24 protein-coding genes are annotated in these 23,588 nt (G+C 72.4%); 8 read left to right on the top strand and 16 right to left on the bottom strand.

Going from position 1 to position 23,588, the window contains the following annotated elements:
- Positions 1 to 84: 84 nt before the first annotated feature.
- The 3 genes from OHB04_RS26020 to OHB04_RS26010 all read right to left on the bottom strand — a co-directional run bounded on the left by OHB04_RS26020 (position 85) and on the right by OHB04_RS26010 (position 5,978).
- Complete coding sequence (locus OHB04_RS26020; RefSeq protein WP_326690066.1) at positions 85 to 3,126, bottom strand: 2Fe-2S iron-sulfur cluster-binding protein; 3,042 nt, start codon at positions 3,124 to 3,126, stop codon at positions 85 to 87.
- Positions 3,123 to 4,058, bottom strand: coding sequence for an FAD binding domain-containing protein (locus OHB04_RS26015; RefSeq protein WP_405803866.1), 936 nt, complete (start codon positions 4,056 to 4,058; stop codon positions 3,123 to 3,125). The genes OHB04_RS26020 and OHB04_RS26015 overlap by 4 nt, the downstream gene beginning before the upstream one ends.
- Positions 4,059 to 4,301: 243 nt before the next feature.
- The gene (locus OHB04_RS26010; RefSeq protein ID WP_326692907.1) at positions 4,302 to 5,978 is read right to left on the bottom strand and encodes a beta-N-acetylhexosaminidase; all 1,677 of its coding nucleotides are present in this window, start codon (positions 5,976 to 5,978) and stop codon (positions 4,302 to 4,304) included.
- A gap of 267 nt (positions 5,979 to 6,245) precedes the next feature.
- On the opposite strand from OHB04_RS26010, the gene OHB04_RS26005 reads away from it, so the two are divergent.
- The 3 genes from OHB04_RS26005 (at position 6,246) to OHB04_RS25995 (ending at position 8,917) form a co-directional block, all read left to right on the top strand.
- Positions 6,246 to 6,884 (top strand): cysteine hydrolase family protein, encoded by a 639-nt coding sequence (locus tag OHB04_RS26005; RefSeq protein ID WP_326808429.1) that lies wholly within the window; start codon positions 6,246 to 6,248, stop codon positions 6,882 to 6,884.
- Between the two features lie 68 nt (positions 6,885 to 6,952).
- A complete protein-coding gene (locus OHB04_RS26000; protein WP_326692906.1) occupies positions 6,953 to 7,867 on the top strand; it encodes a GlxA family transcriptional regulator in 915 nt (304 codons plus the stop codon).
- A gap of 201 nt (positions 7,868 to 8,068) precedes the next feature.
- Positions 8,069 to 8,917: a M55 family metallopeptidase gene (locus OHB04_RS25995; protein WP_326808428.1), complete on the top strand. Its 849-nt coding sequence runs from the start codon at positions 8,069 to 8,071 to the stop codon at positions 8,915 to 8,917.
- A gap of 210 nt (positions 8,918 to 9,127) precedes the next feature.
- Here OHB04_RS25995 and OHB04_RS25990 read toward each other — a convergent pair whose 3' ends face one another.
- From OHB04_RS25990 to OHB04_RS25980, 3 genes are all read right to left on the bottom strand, one after another.
- Positions 9,128 to 10,126: a hypothetical protein gene (locus tag OHB04_RS25990; RefSeq protein WP_326808427.1), complete on the bottom strand. Its 999-nt coding sequence runs from the start codon at positions 10,124 to 10,126 to the stop codon at positions 9,128 to 9,130.
- A gap of 44 nt (positions 10,127 to 10,170) precedes the next feature.
- On the bottom strand, positions 10,171 to 10,875 hold the full coding sequence (locus OHB04_RS25985) for a hypothetical protein (protein WP_326808426.1): 705 nt from the start codon (positions 10,873 to 10,875) through the stop codon (positions 10,171 to 10,173).
- 173 nt (positions 10,876 to 11,048) lie between these two features.
- A complete protein-coding gene (locus tag OHB04_RS25980) occupies positions 11,049 to 12,401 on the bottom strand; it encodes a DUF1266 domain-containing protein (RefSeq protein ID WP_326808425.1) in 1,353 nt (450 codons plus the stop codon).
- A 500-nt stretch (positions 12,402 to 12,901) separates the two neighbouring features.
- Here OHB04_RS25980 and OHB04_RS25975 point away from each other — a divergent pair, with 500 nt between their 5' ends.
- A complete protein-coding gene (locus tag OHB04_RS25975) occupies positions 12,902 to 13,096 on the top strand; it encodes a hypothetical protein (protein WP_326808424.1) in 195 nt (64 codons plus the stop codon).
- Positions 13,097 to 13,113: 17 nt separating this feature from the next.
- On the opposite strand, the gene OHB04_RS25970 is transcribed toward OHB04_RS25975, so the two are convergent.
- The 3 genes from OHB04_RS25970 to OHB04_RS25960 all read right to left on the bottom strand — a co-directional run bounded on the left by OHB04_RS25970 (position 13,114) and on the right by OHB04_RS25960 (position 14,623).
- Positions 13,114 to 13,503, bottom strand: a complete 390-nt coding sequence (locus OHB04_RS25970; RefSeq protein ID WP_326808423.1) for a hypothetical protein — start codon at positions 13,501 to 13,503, stop codon at positions 13,114 to 13,116.
- Positions 13,504 to 13,679: 176 nt separating this feature from the next.
- Complete coding sequence (locus OHB04_RS25965) at positions 13,680 to 14,123, bottom strand: MerR family transcriptional regulator (protein ID WP_326690059.1); 444 nt, start codon at positions 14,121 to 14,123, stop codon at positions 13,680 to 13,682.
- Positions 14,120 to 14,623 (bottom strand): hypothetical protein, encoded by a 504-nt coding sequence (locus tag OHB04_RS25960; RefSeq protein WP_326808422.1) that lies wholly within the window; start codon positions 14,621 to 14,623, stop codon positions 14,120 to 14,122. Before OHB04_RS25960 ends, OHB04_RS25965 begins: the two co-directional genes overlap by 4 nt.
- A 242-nt stretch (positions 14,624 to 14,865) precedes the next feature.
- On the opposite strand from OHB04_RS25960, the gene OHB04_RS25955 reads away from it, so the two are divergent.
- Positions 14,866 to 15,717 carry an alpha/beta hydrolase gene (locus OHB04_RS25955; RefSeq protein WP_326690057.1) on the top strand — a complete coding sequence of 284 codons (852 nt, stop codon included), beginning with the start codon at positions 14,866 to 14,868 and terminating at the stop codon, positions 15,715 to 15,717.
- A gap of 114 nt (positions 15,718 to 15,831) precedes the next feature.
- Here the strand turns inward: OHB04_RS25955 and OHB04_RS25950 are convergent, their stop codons facing one another.
- Both OHB04_RS25950 and OHB04_RS25945 read right to left on the bottom strand, forming a co-directional pair.
- On the bottom strand, positions 15,832 to 16,134 hold the full coding sequence (locus OHB04_RS25950; RefSeq protein ID WP_326690056.1) for a DUF3039 domain-containing protein: 303 nt from the start codon (positions 16,132 to 16,134) through the stop codon (positions 15,832 to 15,834).
- A gap of 172 nt (positions 16,135 to 16,306) precedes the next feature.
- The gene (locus OHB04_RS25945; RefSeq protein ID WP_326690055.1) at positions 16,307 to 17,128 is read right to left on the bottom strand and encodes a YqgE/AlgH family protein; all 822 of its coding nucleotides are present in this window, start codon (positions 17,126 to 17,128) and stop codon (positions 16,307 to 16,309) included.
- Positions 17,129 to 17,417: 289 nt separating this feature from the next.
- Between OHB04_RS25945 and murA the strand changes: the two genes are divergently transcribed.
- The gene (gene murA / locus OHB04_RS25940) at positions 17,418 to 18,746 is read left to right on the top strand and encodes a UDP-N-acetylglucosamine 1-carboxyvinyltransferase (protein ID WP_326690054.1); all 1,329 of its coding nucleotides are present in this window, start codon (positions 17,418 to 17,420) and stop codon (positions 18,744 to 18,746) included.
- Positions 18,747 to 18,924: 178 nt separating this feature from the next.
- Here murA and OHB04_RS25935 read toward each other — a convergent pair whose 3' ends face one another.
- The 4 genes from OHB04_RS25935 to OHB04_RS25920 all read right to left on the bottom strand — a co-directional run bounded on the left by OHB04_RS25935 (position 18,925) and on the right by OHB04_RS25920 (position 21,191).
- Positions 18,925 to 19,524 carry a hypothetical protein gene (locus tag OHB04_RS25935; protein WP_326690053.1) on the bottom strand — a complete coding sequence of 200 codons (600 nt, stop codon included), beginning with the start codon at positions 19,522 to 19,524 and terminating at the stop codon, positions 18,925 to 18,927.
- Positions 19,521 to 19,847, bottom strand: a complete 327-nt coding sequence (locus OHB04_RS25930) for an Ada metal-binding domain-containing protein (protein WP_326690052.1) — start codon at positions 19,845 to 19,847, stop codon at positions 19,521 to 19,523. The genes OHB04_RS25935 and OHB04_RS25930 overlap by 4 nt, the downstream gene beginning before the upstream one ends.
- Positions 19,848 to 19,912: 65 nt before the next feature.
- Positions 19,913 to 20,650, bottom strand: coding sequence for a 2OG-Fe(II) oxygenase (locus OHB04_RS25925; RefSeq protein ID WP_326692905.1), 738 nt, complete (start codon positions 20,648 to 20,650; stop codon positions 19,913 to 19,915).
- 25 nt (positions 20,651 to 20,675) lie between these two features.
- Positions 20,676 to 21,191, bottom strand: coding sequence for a methylated-DNA--[protein]-cysteine S-methyltransferase (locus OHB04_RS25920; protein WP_326690051.1), 516 nt, complete (start codon positions 21,189 to 21,191; stop codon positions 20,676 to 20,678).
- Positions 21,192 to 21,562: 371 nt separating this feature from the next.
- On the opposite strand from OHB04_RS25920, the gene OHB04_RS25915 reads away from it, so the two are divergent.
- The gene (locus OHB04_RS25915; protein WP_326808421.1) at positions 21,563 to 22,342 is read left to right on the top strand and encodes a GntR family transcriptional regulator; all 780 of its coding nucleotides are present in this window, start codon (positions 21,563 to 21,565) and stop codon (positions 22,340 to 22,342) included.
- A 67-nt stretch (positions 22,343 to 22,409) separates the two neighbouring features.
- The gene (locus tag OHB04_RS25910) at positions 22,410 to 23,069 is read left to right on the top strand and encodes an HAD family hydrolase (RefSeq protein WP_326690049.1); all 660 of its coding nucleotides are present in this window, start codon (positions 22,410 to 22,412) and stop codon (positions 23,067 to 23,069) included.
- Between the two features lie 126 nt (positions 23,070 to 23,195).
- Here OHB04_RS25910 and OHB04_RS25905 read toward each other — a convergent pair whose 3' ends face one another.
- On the bottom strand, positions 23,196 to 23,477 hold the full coding sequence (locus tag OHB04_RS25905; protein WP_326690048.1) for an HU family DNA-binding protein: 282 nt from the start codon (positions 23,475 to 23,477) through the stop codon (positions 23,196 to 23,198).
- Positions 23,478 to 23,588 lie beyond the last annotated feature (111 nt).

Raw genomic sequence — 23,588 nt, 5'->3', positions numbered from 1 at the left:
GCGGGCGGGGCTGGTTCACGCGGGTGGGGCTCGGGCTGACGCCGGTTGCCCGGGTGGGTGCGGGGTGAGGGGGTCCGGCCGGCATCACGCGCCCCTGTCCGGGTGGCGTGTCTGCTGGGGGATGTCCGCCCCGTAGGTGCCGTTGCCGTACTCGGCACCGCCGTACTGGTCGTTGCCGCGGTACTGCTCGTTGCCGCCGTACTGGTCCTGGCCGTACTGGTCCTGGCCGTACTGGTCGGCGCCGTACTGCTCGTTGCCGTACTGGCCCTGGCCGTACTGCTCGGTGCCGTACTGGCCGCCCTCGTGCGGGGCCTCGCCGTACTCGCCGTTCGGGTACGCCTCGCGGGGGTACGCGCCGGTCTCGTAACCACCGTTGGCGTTGCCGCCGTTGTCGGCGTTGCCGTTGCCGAACACGCCGTTGGCGTGTTCCGGATGCGGGCCGGGTGCGCCGGGGGTGCCGGCCGCCGCCCCCTGGGCCTGGGTCTGGGCTTGCGCCTCGGCCTCGGCCGTCTCCCGCTCGGCCTTCGCGGCGCGTTCGGAGACGACGGTGCGGACGGCGTCGAGCACGCCCCGGTATCCGGAGCAGCGGCACAGGTTGCCGCTGATCGCCTTGCGGGTCTCCAGGTCGCTGGGGGCGTGGTTGCCCTCCAGCAGATCGTGCACGGTCATGGCCAGACCGGGCACGCAGAACCCGCACTGCACGGAGCCGCTTTCGGCCAGCGCGCACTGAACGTCGGAGGGCACGCCGTCCGTCGCGAGGCCCTCGACGGTGCGTACCTCGCTGCCCGCCGCGGTGGCCGCGGGCACCAGGCAGGCGGCCACGAGCCGGCCGTCCACCTGCACCGAGCACGCGCCGCACTCGCCCTGCGCGCACCCGTCCTTGGCGCCCGCCAGCCCGAGCCGCTCCCGCAGCACATACAGCAGCGACTCGCCGATCCACGCGCCGGTGACCGGCCGGTCGACCCCGTTGACGTGCAGGACGTAGGAGACCTGGGGGTGTTCGTCACCGGCCGACGCGTCCTCCTCTTGGGAGTCCGCCTCGTGGGAGCCGGCCTCTTCTGCGTCGGCCTCTCCGGTGTCGGCGTCCGCCTCCGCGTCGGCAACGGCGTTCGCATCGGGGACGTCGGGTTTCCCCTCCTCCTGCGCGTCGGCGTCCGCCTCGGTGTCCGTGGCCGCGTCCGCCTCTGCGGGCCCGTCAGGGGCCTGGGGGCCGACGTCCGTCCCGGACCCGGCTGCCCCCTCGGCGGCGTCCGACCCGGTGGCGTCCGATCCGGTGGCGTCCGCTGCCGGGACGGAGACAGGCGCGGGCTCGGGCGCGGGCTCGGGCTCCGGGGAGGGCGGCTGCGCGACAGGCTGCGCGCTGCCGGGAGTGGAGGCCGTCGTGGGAATCAGGCCCGGCCTGGGCCCGCCCACCGGGCCGTCCACGCGCCCACCCACGGGGCCGTCCGCACCCGGCTCGGCCTGCGCCGTCGGCTGCGGCTCCGCAGTCGGCTGCTCGCGCTCGGGCGGCAGCCCGGTGGGCGCCGAAGGGGCGGGCGCCGACTCGGCGGGCCGGGGGGCCGCACCGAGCTTCTCGTCCGTGGCCTCGGCGTCCGAGGAGTGCTGGACATCCGAGGGGTGCTGGACATCCGGGGATCCCGGTCCCTCCGGGAAGCCAGGTCCCTCCGGGGGGCCTTGGACACCCGAGGGTCCCTGGACGTCCTGCTCGGGCGGGGCGGCCGAACGGTCGCGCTGTTCCGGCAGCTCGGCCGGGGCGGGCGCGTTCCCGCCGGAGGCTCCGGGTACGCCAGGCCCGCCGGGGGTCTGAGGGTGTGCGGTGGAGTCGAGCGCGCCGAGGGAGCCGACGGCGGGGCCGCCTTCCGAAGGCGTGAACGGCCAGACCATGCCCGGCTGTTGCGGCGGCAACGGGCCAGGACCGGTGAAGGCGTCGGGGCTTTCCGGCCCCGGGTGCGGATGCGGTGCGTGCGCCGATGCCTCGCCCCAGTGCGGCGCGGGGGGCGGCGGGGTCGGGCTCCAGGGTCCGGGCGACTCGCTGGCGGCGGGCAGGTGCCCTGGCGCGGGCACCGGCGCGGCGGACGAGGGCGGGGTGTAACCCCCGTCAACGGCGGGCTCCTCGGCGAGCGGCCGGCCGGCGCCGAGCGTGCCCCCCGGGCCCTGCGCGGCGCCCTGTCCCTGTCCTTGCCTCTGTCCGCCGTCGGTCCCGCCGATCGCGGCGGCCGAACCAGGCGTGCCCGTTCCCGTGCCCGTGCCCTCGGTCCCTGGCGCGGCGCCCGCCCCCGTGCCGGGGCCCGCACCGAGCGGGCGGCGCTGGGTGCGGGCCTCGTGCGATCCGGCGAGCGCCGCCGCGGCGCCCTGCCCGAGCACGGAGGCGGCCGAAGAGCCCGAGCCGAGACCGGCGGCAGGATCCGGACCGGGACCGGGACCGGCGCCCTGGCCGGGCTCCGCTTCGCCCTCCGGTTCATGCCGGCCCGCACCGGGGTCCCCGCCATAGCCCTGGCCGTAGCCCTGGTTCTGGCCCTGGTTCTGGCCCTGGTTCTGGCCGTAGTTCTGGGCGAACTCCGCACCGGGCTGCGCCGTCTCCGGCGCGAAAGGCATCACCCACTGGCCGGTGTCCGAGGGGTCCGTGCTCGCGGCCGGGGTCAAGGGCGCACTGCCCGCGCCCGGTTCGGAGGGGTCGATGGACGGCGGGGTGTAGCCGCCCTGGCCCGTGCCGGGCGCGGCGAGCGGTACGCCGCTCTCGGGGAAACCGCCCGCGGGCAGCTGCACGAACCCGGTCGCGTCCGCGTCGTACTCGCCGCCGCCCCAACTCCTGGGCACATGCTGCCCGTACGGGACCTGTTCCGCGTAGGAGTCATACCGGGCATAAGGGTCGGCGTTCGTCCCGTAAGCCTCCGGGTAGCCGCCCTGAGCCTCCGGGTAGCCGTCCTGGCCCTGGTACGCGTCCCCGCTTTGGTAACCGTCCCCGGCGGGGTACGCACCCCCGCCCGGGTAGCCGTCCCCGTCCGGGTACGGGTATCCGTTCTCGTCCGTGTGCGCGTTCACGTTCGCGTGCGGTCCCGCGCCTGAGTGCGGGTCCGCGCCCCCGTTCCGGTTCCCGTTCCCGTTGTCGTGTGGTGTGCCGCTCATGCGAGAGCCCTCCCGAGTCCACGGCGGGCCAGTGTCGCCACGGTACGCCGCAAGTGCAGCGCCGCGGGCGGAAGCTCGGATACGGGCCCAGGGGTACCGTCGGGCCCCTCCTCCGGCACCGGGTCGGGGATGCACGCCATCGCGACATACTCCCCGAAAGCAGTCAGCGCCTCGGGGGCGAGCCCCCGTTCGCCGTCCCAGTCGATGAGCGAGGCGATCCAGCGCTCGGCCTCCAGCGGGCGCAGCGGCATCGGCGCGACGGCGCCGACCGCGCAGCGCACCCCGCGCCGCATCGGGTCGAGCACGACGGCGACCGAGGCGAGCGCGCGGCTGGGCCCCGTCCTGCTCGTGGCCTTGAGGAAGGTCTGCGGCGCGTGCAGCAGCGGCACCCGCACATAGCCGACGACCTCGCTGGGCTGAAGCATGTCCATGCCCGCGAGCAGATGGCTCACCGGCAGCTCGCGGCGCGCTCCCTCGGGCCCGGCGATGGAGAGCGTGGCCTCCAGCGCGGCCAGCACGGGCAGCGTGTCACCGGTGGGCGAGGCGCTGACGATGTTGCCGCCGAGGGTCCCGGCGTTCCGGATCTGCGGGGGCCCGGCGGCGCGGGCCGCGGCGGCCAGCGCGGGGATGAGCGCGGCGAAGTCGGGGCGGCCCATGCGGGCGTGGGTCAGTCCGGCGCCCAGCACGCCGTGCCCGTCCTGGTACGACCAGCCGCGGATCTCGCTGATCCGCCCGAGGCCGACGAGCGCGGCGGGGCGGAGCTGGCCGGAGTTGACGTCGGCCATCAGGTCGGTGCCGCCCGCCACGGGAACGGCGGCGGGCACGGTGGCGAGCGCCGACACGGCCTCGTCGAGGGTGGTCGGCAGCATGACAGACGGCACAGCCTGCGCGGCCTGGCCGCCGTGTGGTGCGTGCCGTACGTGCGTGCTCAACCTAGCTGCCCCTTCCCCGACATCCCCGGGCTCCCGGCTGCACTGCCGTACGGTACGTGCTCACAGCCCGGACTAGGCAACTCTGGCACATCTCGGCCGAGGCACGACACGAGGGCGGCTCCCGTCGCATTTGCCCGCTGTATTACAGGGGCTCGGTCCACGCGCCCGGGACCGGGATCTCCACCGGCCTCCGCGAGAGACGGGCGGCGGGGCAGGGGCTCAATCCAGCGGAGGGGCAAGGGCTCATTCCAGGGGCCTGCCGGGGATGCCCGGGCGGCGGTGCCAGGGGTGGGGACCGGCCGGGGGGCGATAATTGACGCCGAGGGCGTCGAGGCGGGCGTAGTGGGCCTCGTCCATACGCCGCTCGAAGTCCGCGTACTCCCCCGCCTCCGCCGACCACGCCACCTCGGACAGCGCGGCGAGCCGCGGAAAGACCTGGTAGTCGACGCGCTGCGCGCTCTCCGCGCACTCCGTCCACATGTTGGCCTGGATGCCGAGCACATGCCGGGCGTGCTCCGTGCCGGCCAGCTCCGGCGGCACCGGCTCGAAGCCGTGGACGTCGCGCAGGGTCGCGACGTACCCAAGCGGCATCGGCTCGCTCTCGCCCGGCGCCTGGCGGCGGTCGAGGTACACCTGGTGCTCGGGGCACATCACCACGTCGTGGCCGGACTTGGCGGCCGTGATGCCGCCCTCGTAGCCCCGCCAGGAGGAGACGACGGCGCCGGGTGTGAGCCCGTCGGCCAGGGTGCCGCCCTCCAGGATCTCGTCCCAGCCGGTGAGGCGGCGTCCGCGCGCGGCGAGCCAGCGGTCGAAGTGCCGCACCATCCACGCCTGGAGGGCGTCCTCGTCGACGAGCCCCTCCTGTGCGAGGCGCGCCTGCGCGACGGCGGAGGCGCGCCACTGCTCCTTGGGGGTCTCGTCGCCGCCGATGTGGATGAAGGGGGAGGGGAAGAGGTCGAGGACCTCTTCCAGGACGTGTTCGTAGAAGCGGAGGGTGTCGTCGGTGGGGGCCAGCAGATGGGGGCTGACACCCCAGTCGGTCCACACGCCGAGCGCGGCGGTGTCGACCACGTCGGTGTTGCCCAGTTCGGGGTAGGCGGCGATGGCGGCCTGCGAGTGGCCGGGCAGCTCGATCTCGGGGACGACGGTGATGTGCCGCTCGGCGGCGTACGCGACGATCTCGCGCAGGTCGCCTTGGGTGTAGTGGCCGCCGTGCGGGCGCTCGTCCCACAGCGGGGAGGCGCGGTGCCCCACCCGCGTGCGGGGCCGCCAGCCGCCGACCTCGGTCAGCGCCGGATAGCGGCGGATCTGGACGCGCCAGCCCTGGTCGTCGGTCAGGTGGAGGTGGAGGACGTTCAGCTTGTGCGCGGCGAGCAGGTCGAGGACGCTCAGCACCCCGTCCTTCGGCATGAAGTGCCGCGCCACATCCAGCATGAGGCCGCGCCAGACGAAGCGGGGCGCGTCCTGGACGCGGGCCGGGGCCAGGTGCCATTCCGCCGCGGTGGACGCGCGGCGCAGCGCGCCGGGCGGGAGTGCCTGGCGCAGGGTCTGGACGCCCCAGAAGACCCCGGCCTCGTCGCCGCCCTCGATCAGGGCGCGCTCGGCGGTGACGTCCAGCCGGTAGGACCCGGCGGGCAGTTCGCGGTCGAGGCGCAGCTCGACGGTGTTGCGGGGTCGGTCCTCCTCGCTGCGGGGTCGGTCCTCCTCACGGCGGGGTCGGTCCTCCTCACGGCGGGGCGGGTCGGCGTCGTTGTCCGCGCCCTCCCGGAAAGGGAGGGCGGCCTGGCCGCGCAGCCAGCGCGCGACGGAGTGCGTGCCGGGGCGGGCGAGGAGCGCGGTGCCGCTCCCCCACACGAACGGCGCACCCGCGCGCTCTTGGACGTCGGAAGGGCGCGGAACGAGTCCGGACCAGCTCACCAGGTGCTCCTCTCCGGAACCGGCACGGGCACGGGGCACGGGCACGGGCAGCGTGCCGTGCGTTGCAGGGTGCACAACGGTGGTTTCGCGGTGCACAACTTCCGCAGGAGGCTACGAGCACACCCCGTCCACGGCAATAGGTCTCGACCAATCCCGTCGCCGTGCGGGCACGGCAGGTCGTCTTCCCCTGCCTTGCCTGTGACCAGATCGTTCCGGTGGTGGCCCGGTCCGTGTCTGCCGCACGGGCGCCGACCCGTACAGACTGGGCACATGAACCGAGCCCTGCTTGTGATCGACGTCCAAGAGTCCTTCCGTGCCCGCCCGCACTGGGAGGACATGGCCAACCAGCGCATAGCCGAGCCCGTCAGCCGCCTCGTACGCCTCGCCCGCTCACGCGGTGACCAGGTCATCTGGGTGCTGCACACCGAGCCGGGCAGTGGGAACGCGTTCGACCCCGAGCAGGGGCACGTCCGGCTGCTGGAAGAGCTCGAACAGCCGGTACCCGGCGAGCCCGTACTCCGCAAGACGGCCCACAACGCCTTCACCACCACCCACCTCCAGCAGCTGCTGACCAGGGCGGGCGTACGCGAGCTGGTGCTGTGCGGCATCCGCACCGAACAGTGCGTCGAGACGACGGCCCGCGTCGGCAGTGACCTGGGCTACGGCATCGTCTTCGTCACCGACGCGACGACGACCGACCGCGCCACGGGGCTGCCGCCCGAGGCGGTCATCGAGCGCACGGAGGCGGTCCTGCGCGGCCGGTTCGCGCGGATCGGGAGCGTGGCGGAGCTGGAGCTGGAGCTGGAGGCGGAAGCGGAGGCCGAGGCGGAAGGGGCGGCGGAGGCCGAGAGGGCAGCGGAGGCCGGACCGGGGTCCGGCACGGAAGCCGCGGTGGCCGCGCACCCGTGAACCACGTACCCGAGACCCGCACGCCCGCGAACGACGACGCACCCGTGAACGGCGGCGACGCGCCGCCCGTGAACCACGTCGTCTTCGTCCTGCTGCCCGGCATCCACCTGCTCGACCTGGCAGGACCGGCACAGGTCTTCAGCACCGCGGCGGGTTTCGGGCGGCCCTACCGGCTCAGCTACTTCGCCGAGCAGGAGCAGATCCTCAGCGCCCAGGGCCTTCCCCTGACGGCCCTCACCCGCTGGCCGGATCCGTCCGCCGAGGACCTGGTGATCGTGCCCGGCTGGCGGACCCCGGCGGTGCGCGGAGGCGGCCCCCGGCTGGGCGCGCGGACCGAACAGCGGCTGCGCGCGCACCACGCCGCGGGCGGCACCGTCGCGAGCGTGTGCTCCGGCGCGGCGGCCCTGGGCCGGGCCGGACTGCTGGACGGGCGCCACTTCACCACCCACCACGAGCTCCAGGACGAGCTGGCGGCCCGCCACCCGCGTGCCCACGTCGTACGGGACGTGCTGTTCACCACCGACGACCGGGTCGTCACCTCGGCAGGCATCGCCAGCGGCATCGACCTCGCGCTGCACCTGCTCGCCATACGGCACGGCCCGGCACTGGCAGCGCGCGTGGCGCGCAGCATGGTCGTCTACGCCCGCCGCAACGGCGACGAGCCCCAGGCCAGCGCCATGCTGCGGCACCGCTCGCACCTGGACGACACCGTCCACCGGGTGCAGGACCTCATCGACAGCCGCTTCGCCGAGCCGCTTCCCCTCGCCCACCTCGCCGCCGGCGCGGGCGTCAGCCCCCGCACCCTCACCCGGCTCTTCGCCCGCGCCACCAGCGGACTCACCCCGCTGCGCTACCAGCAGACCCTTCGCCTGGAGCGGGCCGAGCACCTGATCGGCCACGGCGCGACCACGGAGACGGCGGCACGCGAGGTCGGCTTCGAGGACCCCCGCATGCTGCGCCGTCTCCGCAGCCGCCCCCACTGAGGCGGCGCGGTGCCCAGTAGCCCCTTGCCGGACGGATGGCGTAGTCCCTTGCCGGACGGAGGGCGTAGTCCCTTGCCGGACGGAGGGCGTAGTCCCTTGCCGGACGGAGGGCGAAATGGATGGGGTGAGAAGCTATCTGTGATGCCCGTAAGGCGTAAGCGTCCGTAGGGGGCGCGACGGGCGAGAACGGAGGCGGGTGGCGTGCGCGTTTACGTCAGTGCGGACATGGAGGGCGTCACCGGTCTGGTCGGCGCCGACGACGTGCAGATGGGCGGCCGGGACTACGAGCGCGGCCGGGTGATGATGACCGAGGACGTCAACGCCGCCGTACGCGGCGCGTTCGCGGGCGGTGCGAGCGAGGTCGTCGTCAACGACACGCACAGCTCGATGCGCAACCTCCTGGTCGAACACCTCCACCCCGGCGTCGAGCTGGTGCGCGGCAGGCCCAAGCCGATGATCATGCTCCAGGACCTCGACGCCGGCTTCGACGCTGTCGCGTTCGTCGGCTACCACTCCCGCGCCGGCGCGCTCGGCGTCCTCAGCCACAGCTTCATGGGCCACGAGATCGAGGACATGTGGCTCGATGACCGCCCCATGGGCGAGATCGGCTTCGCCTACGCGACAGCCACCGCACTCGGCGTCCCCGTGGTGGCGCTGACCGGCGACGACGTGGCCTGCGCCGAGGCCCGCGAGTGGGACCCGGAGCTGCGTACGGCCCCCGTGAAATACGCCCGGGACCGCTTCGCCGCGCGACTGCGTCCGGCGGAGGAGGCCCGCGCCGCGATCGAGGAGGCGGTGACGGAGGGCGTACGCGCCGTGTCCCCCCACTCCCCCAGGACCACCGACACCACGCCCCACACCCTCGCCGTCCGCTGGCAGTCGGCCTCCGTCGCCTCCCAGCTGTCCGGCATCCCCGGCGTCACCCGCGCCCCCTCCGCCGAGGACGACCGCACGATCCGGACCACGGCCGACCTCCCCACCCTCTTCCGCCTCTTCGGCGTCTTCATGAGCGTCGCCTACGCCCTGACAGGCCAGGCCCCGTACTGCTGAGCCCCGCGCCATGGCGCCTACGGCTCAGGGCGCGTACGGCTCGGGATAGGTGTGGACGATGAAGGCCCAGCGCCCGGCGCCCACCGAGCTACCGGACATCACCTCGCCGCGCACTTCGCGCCCTCCTGGCCGTCGGGAAGAATCCTGCGCCTGTGCCTGTGCCTGTGCCTTGTGTGCCGAGACCTCTGCGCCTCGGCGATTGTCCGCTTCTCAGTTGATGGATTGGACTTCGTGGACGGTGATGTTGCGCTGGGTGCCGAATTCGCCGTCGGGGAGGGTGGCGCCGGTGTCGTCGGTACCGTGCCAGGAGGCTTTCCAGGAGAGCGTGGCCTTGAGGGGGTAGGTGCCGTTGTCGTGGGTGGCGCGTTGGTAGGTCACTCCGCAGGGTGGGGTGTTTTTGGCATTGCCCTTGGTGTAAGGGGTACCGATGCCGCCTTTGCTGTTGCGGGGGCATTCGCCTGATGCGGGGTGGAGAGTGGCGTCGTCGGTGCCGGGCTGGAGGCGGAGCGTGTCGGGTTTCGCCGTTGTCGTCGCGGAGATTTCCTCTCCGGCACCCAGGTCGACGGATGCGGTGACCGACAGCGGAGTGAAGGTGCCTTTGTCGAGCCAGGCCCAGGTGGGCAGGTTGACCGTCTGGCGCTGTTTCGGGTTCAGCTCGACTCTGGTGTCGGGTACGCGGATCGCCTCGTAGGCGAGTCCTGCCAGGATTTTGGGGCTGATCGCGTCCGGCCTCGTGGGCCTTTCGCCTTTCTTGACCCAGAACGGCAGATCCGTGCAGGATTCGCGCTTCGCGGCGTCCTTTTCGTCGGGGTTGGGCACGGCGGCCCAGAAGGTGCCCTCGTCCTGTTTCTTGAGGTTGAAGTCCTTGTACTCGCCGGAGGTGTAGCGATCCCTGATCGACTCGTCGATCTCCTGCTTCTTCCGCCCATTGTCCGGGGCCCGCCCGGTCAGCGAGTAGGGGGAGTCGGCGACCTTCTTCTTGAGCTGCTTGGGGGTGTACGTGGGCGCGTACCAGCACGGGGGCGGCGACCAGTCGCCGCCCCCGACTCTGAGGTTGCCGCCACCACGGGGTCCTTTGGCTTTTGCGCCGCCGGAGAATCGGATTTCTTGCGACGCGCCCGCACCGAGTTTCTGGTCCTTCAGCTCACCCTTCTGGGAGCCTCGGCCGAAGTCGACGTCGGCGTACGCGATCGGCGTTGTCCCCGACACGATGGCCGTTGCAAGGCCCCCGGAGATTAAGAGTGCCCTGGCCTTCAGCCTCCGCACTTTTCCACCGCCCCCTCTGTCACCTCGACCGTTCGTGCTTTCCACGGTCCGCCCGGCGTGGACGGTTTCTGCATGACCAGTTCGAAGAGCAGGTAGCTGTTGTCCGACGGACTGTTGCGCACCACCTTGCCCGTTTTGACTTTCTTACTGAATAGCTTGGCCTGGTTCGCACAGTAGGAGACCTCGGCGAGCTTCCCCTTCGCCACTTCACCGACCTGCTCTTTGTAGTACCGCTCCTGCCCTGTCAAGGAGTAACCGCGCTTACTGCTCTCCTCAACCATGCCGCTCGCGTATTCCTGCGCACTCTGCAACGGCACGGTGTGCTCCCCCAACACCGGATCCTTCGGGTCCTGCTTCACCGTGCCGTGCATCAGCGCCCGCATATAGTCCGCGGCGCCGTCCAGCGCGGCGGCCTTGTCCGGATCGGAGGGCTTTTGCCAGTCGAAGACGAGGTCGAGATCGGACGGGAGCTTGATGTCGGAGGTGCGGAAGTCACCCGGCCTGTCCTTGGCGCCGGAACCGGCGCCCGCCTGCTCGCCGTCGCTCGGCTTCTGCTTCCCCTTCGGGGACCCCGCACCCTCGATCTTGTCGTCCTTGCCGCCACCGTCGTCACCTCCGCCGCACCCGGTGAGCACCAGTGAGGAGACGGCCGCGAGGGCAGCCAACGAGACGGCATGGCGGGCGAGTTGCACGGCGCGCTCCCTGTGGGGCAGGTGACTGTCGTACACCTGACCGTAGCAGCGTGGTTGCGGATAGAGACGAGCTTTTGTCCGGGGTGCCTTGGGCGCCTTAATGCTCAAAGTGCGGATTCGTGATCTCACCGGTAGAGGGCAGCCTTGAATTGGCTCTGAAGGTCACTTCCGTGTCACGCGGCACGGAAGGGGATGGTGCGCCAGGGGCTCGTGGGGTCCGTCGTGAGGATGCGGTGCGCTTCGAGTGCCTCCTGATACCAGGAGCCGAACTCCTCGTCGTCGAAGTGGAGACAGCGTCCGAGGATGAGCGCGGCGGAGAAGTCCTCCCATGTCTTGTACTCGACCGCGCTCACCCGCCCCGCGCGGACGACGGCCGCTTCCGCCTCCTCCAGGGTGCACAGGCGCGCGCCGAGCGCGGAGCGGGCGACGTTCGGGGCGCGGCCGTAGTCCCAGGCCGCGACCGAGGTGACGCAGCGGCCCTCAGCCAGCAGCCCGTCGGCGCGGAAGCGGGCCTCGTAGCGGGTCACGCGCCCGATCAGCCGCTTCACGCCCGCCACCTGGTGCTCCAGCTCGGCTTCGCCCGCTCCCTCGGAGCGGGTCACACCGTCGGGGGAGAGCGTGATGGTGGTGGCGGCCTGGCGCCGCAGCACCCGTTCGGCGGCCTCCCGCCAGTGCTCCGCGGGCACCGGGCCGCCGAAGTCGTGGAAGAGGCCGCGGCGGACACGGAACGCGAAGTCCCATACGGGGCTGGACATCTCGTTGCGCAGCAGCTCCTCCTGGGACTCGCGCCACTGCTCGCGGGTGGTGATGCTCCACCACCGGCCCAGGGACTGCTTCGCGTCTGTATAGCCCATGGCGTGGCACGCCATGGCGTTCCAGTACATGCCGTTCCGTACGCGCAGCAGGGCGCCGCAGGCCAGCCCGTGCGCGACGGCGCCGGTGCGCGGGCCGCCGAGCCGCAGGGTGCGCAGCGACATCAGGTCGCTGTTGAGGGACACACGGTCCGCGTGCTGCCGCCACAGGTCGCAGTACACGCGGCCCGCCGGGAAGTACGCCTCGCACGGCGAGCCCGGATTGACGGCCAGCCACGGCGGGTCGGACGGCTGCCACTGCCGGGCGTACCAGCCCAGGTCCTCGGAGAAGAACACCGGGTCTTCGAGCGGCGCCGGGAGCATGGCCGTGGTGAACACGGCCGCGCACAGGGCCTGTATCTCCGGGCGCCAGACGGCGGTGAGGCGGACCCTGCCCGGGTTGGCGTCCAGCCACGGGCGGGAGGCGGCGTGGTAGAGGTATTCACCGGCCAGCACGTCCATGTACGCGGCCCAGTCCATGCGCGACTTCGCCTCGTAGAGCCGCTGTTCGACCTCGCTGGGCGCTTGCCAGGGCTCCTGCCTCGGCCCTTGCCCAGGCCCCTGTCCGGGTCCTTGTCCTGGTGCCTGTCCGGGTGCCGCCTGCTCCTCCACCGGGTCCGCTCCCTCGGTCTCACCCGTCGTCACAGGCTCGCCCGCCCCCGCCCCGTGCCCCATCCGTTGACCTCGCGCCTTTCGTGATGTGAATTTCGTGATGGCGAATTTCGTGCTGCCGGACCGCCCGCCGGTTCTGCGGAAGGCTCAAAACAGCCAGCGGAGAACCGGGGCGCCGACGAACGCATAGACCAGAAAACTGAGCGCGAGCGTGCCGAAGACCCGCCCTCCTGTGCTCATCCCCTTGCGGGGCCGCGCACCCGCCAACGGCGGTGGCGGAGCCCACCCCGCGCCGGGATGCGCCCCATAGGGATTCGCCGGCGGAACCGGCAGCCTACGAGCACGGCGCAGCAGTTTGGACATCAGTCGGCTTTCTCCAAGAGAGGGGGACGGGCATCGGACGGCATCGGACACGCGGAAGACGCCGAGACGTAGCGCGGCGCGCTGAGACGCACGAGCCGCGCTGAGAGGCGCCAAGACGCACCAGGACGCACGAGGCATGCTAGCGCCATGCTCATGCCGCACCAGGTCCGGAAGTGCCCGCGGCGGCCCGACGTCACGCCATGCCAGGACCGCCCGCGTCGAAGTTCCACGGCTGGAACCTCCGTCACCTGCCGGCGGAACCGGTCGCGGGGTGGACCCCATGGGGCGAGAGCACCGTCCCCGGCATCCGGGGCCACGTCGCCAACAGCGGGGCCGAGCCGGATTCAGCCGCTTTCATCGGGACGGCGCTACGGGAGCTGCTGGCCCACGGCTGACGCCGCGGCCGACGGTGTCAGTCCGGGGAAGGCGAAAGGCAAAGGTCTCCGGACCAGGTCTCACATCGAACGCGTCCGGATTCGAAGGTGATCTCCAGCGCGCGCCGTCCGCTGCCCGGGGTATCCGGGGTTCCCTCTTCCCTGACCGCCAGAATCGCCTCGCCGAGGTGATCCGCGAACGCCGTCTCGCCGCTGATCGGCGCCACCTCGACGCGGCCGGACTCCGCCATGTCGTATCCCTCGAAGGGGGCCGAAGTCTCCACGATCAAGCACCAGTCCGAACCGGTTGTGACGTGCGTGGCAACCGCCTCGCTGTCGATCAGCCACACGTCCAGCGGCCCGGACGGCGCCTCCGTACCAAGGCGATGCCACGCAGCGACCACCCGCTCAAGGCGCCGCCCGACCAAGTGGTCAGGACGCTCACCGGCACCGTGCAACGGGCACTCGTTCGACCTCTTCGGCTCCACCCGACGACCGTACCGGCAGGCAACGCCACAGGGGCCGCTCGCGCCGTGCCGCGCGCTGCGGGCGGCTTCGGCGCGAACGGTTCGTCCTACCCGAACGGTTCGTCCCAGGGGCCGCCTCACAGCACGCCGTGGTCACCGGCCGGGTCGGACTCGGTCCCCGGTCCCGCCCCGACCAGCGCCGCCTCGACGGGGCATGCGCAGCCGCCGTCCGCGGCGGCATCCGCGTCCTCGTCGGCCAGCGCCGCGAGGGCCGCGCGCATCCGCGTAAGGCCGGCGATGCGCGCGTCGAGGTCCGCGAGCTTGGCGTCGACGACGGTGCGCAGGCGCGAGGACGGGACGAGGCCCTCCTCCGAAAGCGCCAGGAAGGCCGCGACGTCCCCCATGCCGAACCCCAGCCGCTGCGCCCGCTGCACAAAGCGGACGCGGCGGACGTCGCCCTCCGCGTAGCGGCGGTAGCCGGAGCATGGCTCCCGCTCGGGGGAGAGAAACCCACGCCGCTCGTAATAGCGCAGCGTGCTCACCGGCACGCCGGCGGCGCGGGCGGCCTCGATCGGTGTCATGAGGTCACAGTCTCCCGGGGGCTGAGGTCGCTTGCTCGCCGTGCCCGGATCAGCTGCCATCCCTGCGCAAGCAGGAAGCCGACCTCGACCACGAGGAAGACCACCAGCACGGGTGTCGCACCGGCGGCCAGGGCACACATCATCAGCAAGGCGAAGGCCGCCCGTCCAGCGGTGTCGGCGGCGGCGGTGACCGCGTCGCCACGCATCAGGCGCACCACCGCCCACATCGTCACCAGGACGCCGAAGAAAGTGACGAACAACAGGTGCTCAGGCGCGAACTCGCCGGGGGCGCGCCCCGGCAGGCCAAGGGCGGTGTGCAGGGAGCGGACCCCGTCAATGGCGAGCCCGGCGGTCCAGGGGGTCGCGAACACGGGCGCGACGGCGAGGTCGTACAGGGCGCCGATCCGGACGGGGTCGGTCCTCAGACGGCGGTTCGGGGGCGCCGCCCGTGTCGGGGACGTCGGCCGGGTCGGGTGCGTCAGGCGCGTCGGGTGCGTCATGGCGGCAACGGTGCACCCTGCACCGTGGTGCAGGGTCAAGCCCGCAGGGGTGTGCGCGAGCGGCCGTCCGGGACGGCCTGCCCGGCGGCCCGGCGTCGCTGTCCAGGCTCAGCGGGGCCCGGTTCGCGCAGCTGGAACGGGAGCTTGAGAGGGTCCGGCCGCCCACGGCCGACCGGCCGACGGCTGCCGGCGACAGCTGGAAACTCCGCGTGGATTCCCAACGCCGGTGCCAGGATGGCGACGTGACTCCCACCTTCGTGTTCGTACACGGCTCGAACAGCAACTCTTTCACCTGGGCACCGCTCCAGCGCGAACTCGCCCTGCTCGGGCATCGCACGCTCGCCGTCGATCTGCCCGGACATGGTTTCGGCGCGGCGTTCTCCGCCTCTTACCAAGCACCTCAAGACCTCGCCGCGCTGACCGCCGCACCGGCTGCGCTCACCGGCGTCACGCTCTCCGACGCCGTCGAGCACGTGGTCGGCATCGTGCGTCGAGCCGCCGAGCACGGGCCGGTGATCCTCGTCGGGCACAGCCGAGGCGGATTCACCCTCACTGGAGTCGGCAACGCGATCCCCGACCTGATCGACCGGATCGTCTACATATCCTCCTGGTGCTGCGTGGACCTGACCCCGGCCGAATACATGCAGACACCCGAGTACGCGGCCAGCGCCCTCAACGAGACCGCGGGAGTGCTGGTCGGCAACCCCGCCGAACTCGGCGTGCTCCGGATGAACTGGCGCACCGCCGATCCCGAACTGCTCTCCGCGCTGAAGTCCGCGATACACGCGGACGGCACCGACCAGGAGTTCCTCAGCTATCTCAACACCCTCGAACCCGACGAGAGCCTGGATGCCGGAACCGCGACCGACCGTGCCCACGCCGACACCTGGGGCCGGATTCCTCGCAGCTACCTCCGGCTGACCCAGGACAGGTCCATACCGCTTGCGCTTCAGGACCGCTTCATCAAGGAAGGCGACGCCCTCACCCCGGACAACCCCTTCGACGTGCACTCGATCGACAGCAGCCACGTCGGGTTCCTGATCCGCCCCCAACAGGCGGCCACCATCCTGGCGGAGCTGGCCGGGCGCCAGTGACGCACGACGCGCCCCGGCCCGCCCTCTCAGGGGCGGGCCGGGGCGCGGTGTATGAGCGCGCGGGGCCGGCGAGCGGCGAGCGGCCCGGTGGGGCGGGCCCCGGGAGCCCGTGGGCTACTTCTTGTCGCCGCCCTTGCCGCCGTCCTTGCCGTTGTTCTTGCCGCCGTCGGCGCCCATCGTCTCGTAGATCTCCTTGCACATGGGACAGACCGGGTACTTCTTCGGGTCGCGGCCCGGGACCCAGACCTTCCCGCAGAGCGCGACCACGGGCGTACCCTCCATGGCGCTCGCCATGATCTTGTCCTTCTGGACGTAGTGGGCGAACCGCTCGTGGTCGCCGTCACCGTGTGATGTCTGCGGGGTCGGCTCGACGAGTGTGCCGGTGCCCGCCCCGCGCTCGGGCTCAAGAGTGCTCATGCAATCCAAGGGTACTCATGCGCCGGGGACACGTCAGGCATGGGCGGTGGCCTACGTCACCCCTTCGGGACCGGGCCCGGAAGGCTGTGCGGGAGGCCGTGTGGGAGACCGTACGGAAGGCCGTGCGGAGGGCCGTACGGCTCAGGTGCGGGGCGTGCGGGGCACCTGCGGATCAGTTCAGCGACGGGTCGTCCGGGTACGTGGCGACAAGCGCCAACTCGCTGCGCTGTCTGCGCAGTACGGACCGCCACAGCCCCTCGGGCGCGGGCGAGGACACGTCACCGGGCTCGGACTCGACGACGTACCAGGCGCCCTCGGACAGTTCGTCCTCCAGCTGGCCCGGACCCCAGCCCGCGTAGCCCGCGAAGATCCGCAGGGACCCCAGCTCGGCGGCGAGCAGCTCCGGCGGTGCCTCCAGGTCGACCAGGCCGATGGCGCCGTGCACGCGGCGCCAGCCCAGCGGGCCGTCCGACCCCAGGACGGAGTCGCCGCCCAGCGTGGCGTCGTCATCGACGTCGTCCGGGGATCCGTCCGTGCCCGGCGCCACACCCGGGGCCGTGTCCCGCTTCGGCGGCTCGTCTCCGCTCTCGGCCTCGCCCCGCGAGCCCCGCGAACCCCTCGAGCTCCGCGAATCCGGCGAGCCCTTCGACGGCGCGGAGCCCGCCGCCGGGGCGCCCTTCCCGTCGGCCCCCTCCCGCCCGGGGGCCACGGCTCTGGCCCGGCCCACGCCGCCCGAGGGGACGACGGCCACGCCGAGCGCCGCGTCCAAAGAGACGGGCCCGCCCTGGAAGACGACGCCGGGCTCACCGGCGAGCGCCGCCCACGGCTCCAGGATGTCGCTGACATCCACGGGGGTGGGGCGGTTGAGGACCACGCCGAGTGAGCCCTCCTCGTCGTGGTCGAGGAGGAGCACCACCGCGCGGTCGAAGTTCGGGTCGGCCAGCACCGGTGTGGCGACCAGCAGTCGCCCGGTGAGCGAGGACACCTCGGTCATAGGGCAATGATCCCGCACCCGGGCCGCTCGCGGGGACCCAACCGCCAGATCCGCTCCCCGCCCCGCCTCCCCGGCCATATCGCCGGACTCCCTGGCCACGCCGTGTGGCGCTCCCGCCACCGCTACGGTCACCCCTCGGTGACTCACCGCGCACGGAGCGTGTTATTGCCCACCTGTGACAGTCCAGGACCCCCCTCACCCCTACGTAGGGAACTCCGGGGGCCATTACCCTTACCTTTTGTCCCCAGCCTTCTCCAGGCCCAGCCTTCTCCAAGAATCGCGGAGATCCATGACCGACAGCCCTGCCGACGTACTTCTCGTCCATGGTGGCGCCCCGCTGGAGGGGGAGATCCGTGTCCGTGGTGCGAAGAACCTCGTGCCCAAGGCCATGGTCGCCGCCCTGCTGGGCAGTGCGCCGAGCCGCCTGCGCAATGTGCCCGACATCCGGGACGTACGGGTCGTACGCGGCCTGCTCCAGCTGCACGGCGTCACGGTCCGCTCGGGCGACGAGTCGGGCGAGCTGGTGCTCGACCCCTCGCACGTGGAGAGCGCCAACGTCGCGGACATCGACGCGCACGCGGGCTCGTCCCGGATCCCGATCCTCTTCTGCGGCCCGCTGCTGCACCGTCTGGGCCATGCCTTCATTCCCGGCCTGGGCGGCTGCGACATCGGCGGCCGGCCTGTCGACTTCCACTTCGACGTGCTGCGGCAGTTCGGCGCGACGATCGAGAAGCGGGCCGACGGTCAGTACCTGGAGGCTCCGCAGCGGCTGCGCGGCACCAAGATCCGGCTGCCCTACCCCTCCGTCGGGTCGACGGAGCAGGTGCTGCTGACGGCGGTCCTGGCCGACGGCGTCACCGAGTTGGCGAACGCGGCGGTCGAGCCGGAGATCGAGGACCTGATCTGCGTCCTGCAGAAAATGGGCGCGATCATCTCGATGGACACGGACCGGACGATCCGGATCACCGGTGTCGACAGCCTCGGCGGGTACAACCACAGCGCACTCCCCGACCGGCTCGAAGCCGCGTCCTGGGCGAGCGCGGCGCTCGCCACCGAGGGCAGCGTGTACGTGCGCGGCGCGCTTCAGAAGTCGATGATGACCTTCCTCAACACCTACCGGAAGGTGGGTGGCGCCTTCGAGATCGGCGACGAGGGCATCCGCTTCTGGCACCCGGGCGGCCCGCTCAACGCGATCGCGCTGGAGACGGACGTGCACCCCGGCTTCCAGACCGACTGGCAACAGCCGCTGGTCGTCGCCCTGACGCAGGCGTCCGGGCTCTCGATCGTCCACGAGACGGTCTATGAGTCGCGCCTCGGATTCACCTCGGCGCTCAACCAGATGGGCGCGCACATCCAGCTCTACCGCGAGTGCCTCGGCGGCATGCCGTGCCGCTTCGGACAGCGCAACTTCCTCCACTCGGCGGTGGTTTCAGGGCCGACCAAGTTGCAGGGGGCGGACCTGGTCATCCCTGACCTGCGGGGCGGATTCTCGTACCTGATCGCGGCGTTGGCCGCGCAGGGGACATCGCGCGTGCACGGGATCGACCTCATCAACCGCGGCTACGAGAACTTCCAGCAGAAGCTGGTGGAGCTCGGAGCGAAGGTCGAACGCCCGTAGGGCGTACGACCTGGCTTCGGGGGACCCTGCCGCTGGGTTGTCGGCTTACCGCTGTGGGGGCTTGCGTGCCTGCCTCACCCGCCCACCCGCCCGTTGCCCCGTTCCGTTGCGGCGGGACCATGCGGCGTGCGGGCGCACCCGGGTTGTCGGCTTGCCCGCCGCTTGGGCTTGCGCCCTGTCACCCACCCGCCCGCCCATTGCCCCGACCAGTGCCGCGTGAGGGGGATCCCTCTCTCAGCCAGGGGCCTTGGAAGTGCCAGGGGTGGCCCTCGCTTGTGGCGCCGCTCAGGCCGTTCAAGGTCCGGGGGCCTGCCGGCGCGGGGAGGCGGGAGTCGCCCAACGAGGCGAAGGCGACGGTGCGGGTGGGGTCCCAGGGGGTGCTGTGATGGAGGCGGCGGGCCAGCTGGATGAAGCCCCGGGGGGCGGCGGCGAGGACCCAGGCGTCGGGGGACGGCGCCGTCAGGCGCCGCGCCGGGCGTAGCCAGGAGGCGGCCGTCTCGGGCCAGTCGACGGTGGCCAGGACGGTGCCGCCCCGGGCCTGCCACGCGGTGGCGAACGCCTCCGCCGCCGTGCGGGACGCGCCGTCCCTGCCGCGGCCGACCGTGACGGTCTCCGCACCGGACAGCAGCCGCAGGACCGTCGCCAGCTCCGCCTCCGTGTGCGGGGCGGGGGCCGACAGCTCTCCGTACGCTGTCAGTTCCTCCGGGGCCGCCAGGGGTGACCCCGTACTCTCCCTCCCGCTCAGGCTCGGATTCCTCAGCCTCGGGCTTGTGCTCATGACTCCTCCTTCCAGCGCGTGTACCGCACCGGCAGGCACACCGCGCACGGGCGGTATCCGGCGGCGATCGCCGTGGGCTCGTCGGCGAAGAAGACCCGGTTTCGGCGGTAGCCGCCGGCCGCCAGGGCGCGGAGCGCCGAGGGACAGTCGAGGCGGCCGTAGATCCTGAGCCGGCCGCGACGGTAGCCGCCCAGCGTGCCGGGGCGCTCGGCGCGGTAGGGACGGCCGTCCGCGCCCAGCAGTACGTAGCGGCCCTCCGGCGAGGGGGCCTCCAGCGAACGGCCCTCCGGCGAGCGGGCCTCCGCCGGGTGCCCATCCGCCATGTGCCCGTCCGCCGGGGTGCACCCGCTCACAGCGCCGTCACCCGGGCCCGCCGCGAGGCGCCCGTTCATGCCGCGTCGTGGAAGACGAGGCCGAGCGCGTGGCGGCGGCCCGAGCGGACCACGCTGACGCCGTGCCGCATCGCGCCCGTCGACCAGCCGCGTTTGCTCGCCACGGGGCGGTCGCGGGTCGTGAAGATCAGGCCGTGGCCCTGTTCGAGGATGTTGGTGGTGCCGCGCGACTGGGCGCGGGGGCGCTGCTCCACGAGCAGGAACTCGCCGCCGGTGTAGTCCGTGCCGTAGCGGTCGAGGCCGATGACGACCTGGAGCGGGAAGAGCATCTCGCCGAAGACGTCCCTGTGCAGCGCGTTCCAGTCGCCCTCGCCGTAGCGCAACAGGATCTGCGCCGAGCGGGACTGGCCCGCCTCGTGGCACATCGCCAGCCACTCCTGAAGAGTGTCGGGCCATGGGGCGGGACGGCCCAGGCGGGCCGCCCAGTCCCGGGCGACGGTCAGCAGCCGGGGGTAGAGCGCGGCGCGCAGCGCGGCGACCGGCTCGGGCAGGTCGTGTGTGAAGTAGCGGTACTCCCCCGAGCCGAAGCGGTACCGCGCCATGTCGATCGTGGTACGGAACAGCTCGGGACGCTCGTACAGCTCCGTGAGGCCCGCGCACTCGTCGGGGGTGAGCAGGGGCGGGGTGCGGGCGCAGCCGTAGGTGTCCAGTTCCCGGGCGAGCGCCGTCCAGTCGGCGGCCTCGGTTCGCCGCTGGATCCGCCGCCGGACGGCGCTCGTGGGGATCTCCGTCATCGGAAGAGTCGTCATGTGACGGCCCTCAGATGAGCGTGGGCTGAAGCGCGCCCTCGCGGGTGAGGAGTTCGACCTTGCGCTCGATGCCCGCCGCGAACCCCCGCATGCTGCCGTCCGCGCCGATCACCCGGTGGCAGGGGCGGACGACCAGCAGCGGGTTGGCGCCGATCGCGGCGCCCACGGCGCGGGTCTCCTGGCGGGAGACGTCCAGCTTGCGGGCGATCTCCCCGTACGTCGTGGTCGTGCCGTACGGGATCTCCTCCAGCGCCTGCCACACCCGCCGCTGGAACGCGGTGCCGGTCTCCCCGGTGAATTCCAGCGCGAAGTCGGTCAGCTCACCGGCGAAGTACGCGGTGAGCTGGCGGCGTACCTCGGCGAACGCCTCGTCGTCGCGGCGCCACGCGACGTCCACCGTGGGGGCCGTCTTCTGGCCCGGTGCCGACACCGAGGTCAGCGCCGTGCCGCCGGGTGCGCCGGGGGACGCCTCGCCCACCAGCAGCAGCTCGCCGAGCGGGCTGTCGATGGTCGTGCAGACCGTCATCGTCCTGCTCCCTTCCGTTGCTTTCCGTCCTTCTCCGCTGTCGAGTCTGCGGTTTTCGGACGCCGGAAGCTGGCGTGATTCGGACATCGCGTTCCCACGGTCTCAGACCGCCTCCATCTCAGACCGGCGCGCCTCCTTCCTCAGTAACCTGTATGGACAAGCTCGATCGATTGAGCCATGGCAAGCCAACAGCGCACAACTCCCTTCCCAAAGCTTCAAAGCTCACGAGTGTCCAGGTCAAAGCATTACTTGCGAGCAGGCTCAAGCCCCGAGCAACGGCTGTACACAGCTGCCGCCCTTCGTGAAGATGCGCGTCACTGCGCACAGGTGACATGATCAGGCCGAGCCCGCAGCACACAGAGGAGCCACTCATGCCCGGACGCGAGGACCGCCGCGAGGACCGCCCGGACCGACCGGAGAGCCGCCACGAGCGGATCGCCGACGAGCTGCGCCGCGCCATCGCCGAGGGCCGCTACCCGGCCGGCGCCACGCTGCCCTCCGAGGCCGAGCTCGCCGCCGCGCACGGCGCCTCGCGCGGCACCGTCCGCCAGGCCGTCTCCGCGCTGCTCGCCGAGGGCCTCGTCAGCTCCCGCCAGGGCGCGCGGCGCGTGGTGCTGTCCACCACGCCCAGCCAGAGCTTCACCGAGCTGCGCAGCTTCGCCCAGTGGGCGCGGGCCGGCGGGCGGACGGCGGGCGGCCTCGTCCTCTCCTCCTCCTGGGACACCGCGCACACCGACGAGGCGGGCCTGCTCCAGGTCCCGCAGGGCGCGTCCGTCCTGCGCGTCCTGCGGCTGCGCACGCTCGACGAGAAGCCCGTACTGCTGGAGCGCACGGTCTACGCGGAATGGATCGCGCCCGCCGTCGAAGCGCTGCCCGAGGACTGCGAGTCGGTCACCCAGCGGCTCTACGACGACACCGGGCTGGTCTTCGCCCACGGCGAGCACCACATCGACGCGGTCGCCGCCGGCACGGCCGACGCCGAGCAGCTGCGGGTGCGCCGGGGCAGCCCGCTGCTGCGCGTACGCCGCACCACGACGACGGCGGAAGGCCGGCCCGTGGAGACCTCGGACGACCGCTACCGGCCGGGCTCGGTCGTCTTCACGGTCCGCAACTCCACCCAGACCAACCCGCTCACGCGCACCCGCGCGTGAGTGCTCCGGCGCACGGCCCACCCGCCCATGACCCGCCGGACGACCAGCCCGCCGACCCGCCGACCCGATGAACAGCGAGCCCGCATTGCGCCCTCCCCTGCCCGCCGCCCTGCTCTGCGACATGGACGGCACCCTCGTCGACACCGAACGCGACTGGCTGGCCACCCTCGCCGAACTGCTCACCGCGCACGGGGCCGCCGCCGACGAGGCAGCGCTCGCCCCCTTCGCGGGGCTCCCCGTCGACGGCGCGGCGGCACTGGTGTCCGAACGCGCGGGGCTGGCGGCCGAGCGGGTCACCGAGGTGCTCGGGGAGGCGTTCGTCGCGCGCGTACGGGCCGGGGTGACCATCCAGCCGGGGGCGCTGTCGCTGCTCGACAGCGCCCGGGGACTGGGGATTCCTGTGGCACTTGTCACGGCATCCGAGCGCGCGGTCGCCGACCTGGTACTCCGCACCCTGGGCGCGCACCGGTTCAGCTGCTCGGTCGCCGACGACGAGACCCCGCGCGGCAAGCCGCACCCGGACCCGTATCTGATCGCGGCCCGCCTCCTGGACGTCCCCCCGGAGCGCTGCCTGGCCGTCGAGGACACGCCCACGGGCACCGCCTCGGCCCTGGCAGCGGGCTGTCGCGTCCTGGCCGTCCCCAGCATGGCCGGCATCCCCGAGGGCCCCCGCACGCTCCTGTACCCCACCCTGGAAGAGGTGGACCTCGCGGCCCTGCGGGCCTGAGAGCCACGCCACACCTGGGGACTCCCGCCCCTCTCCGCCTCGCCGTCGTGGCGGGGCGCGGCGCTGCCCCGGACATGGCGAAGGGCGGCCACCCCTGTCGGGGTAGCCGCCCTTTTCGCTGGGGGCTTACTTGCCCTTGGCGGCTTCCTTCAGCTTGGAGCCCGCCGAAACCTTGACGCTGTACCCGGCGGGGATCTGGATCGGGTCGCCGGTCTGCGGGTTGCGCGCGGTGCGAGCGGCACGGTGGGTGCGCTCAAAGGTGAGGAAGCCGGGGATGGTGACCTTCTCGTCGCCCTTGGCGACGACCTCGCCGACGGTCTCGGCGAAGGCCGCCAGGATCGCGTCGGCGTCCTTACGGGTCACCTCGGCGCGCTCGGACAGAGCGGCCACCAGCTCACTGCGGTTCATAATTCGTACTCCCGTGTTTTTCTTGCCGATGAGGCGTGAGATCGAAGCCGATGCTGCCAGGGCCCTCGGACAGTCCCCGGACCCGGGTCCGCCTTCAGACCCTCGCGCCCC

Origin of the sequence: Streptomyces sp. NBC_01775 (genome assembly GCF_035917675.1) — a bacterium.
Taxonomy (GTDB): Bacteria; Actinomycetota; Actinomycetes; order Streptomycetales; family Streptomycetaceae; genus Streptomyces.
The sequence above is the reverse complement of the archived record's forward strand: the minus strand, read 5'-3'. Positions and strand labels throughout refer to the sequence as shown.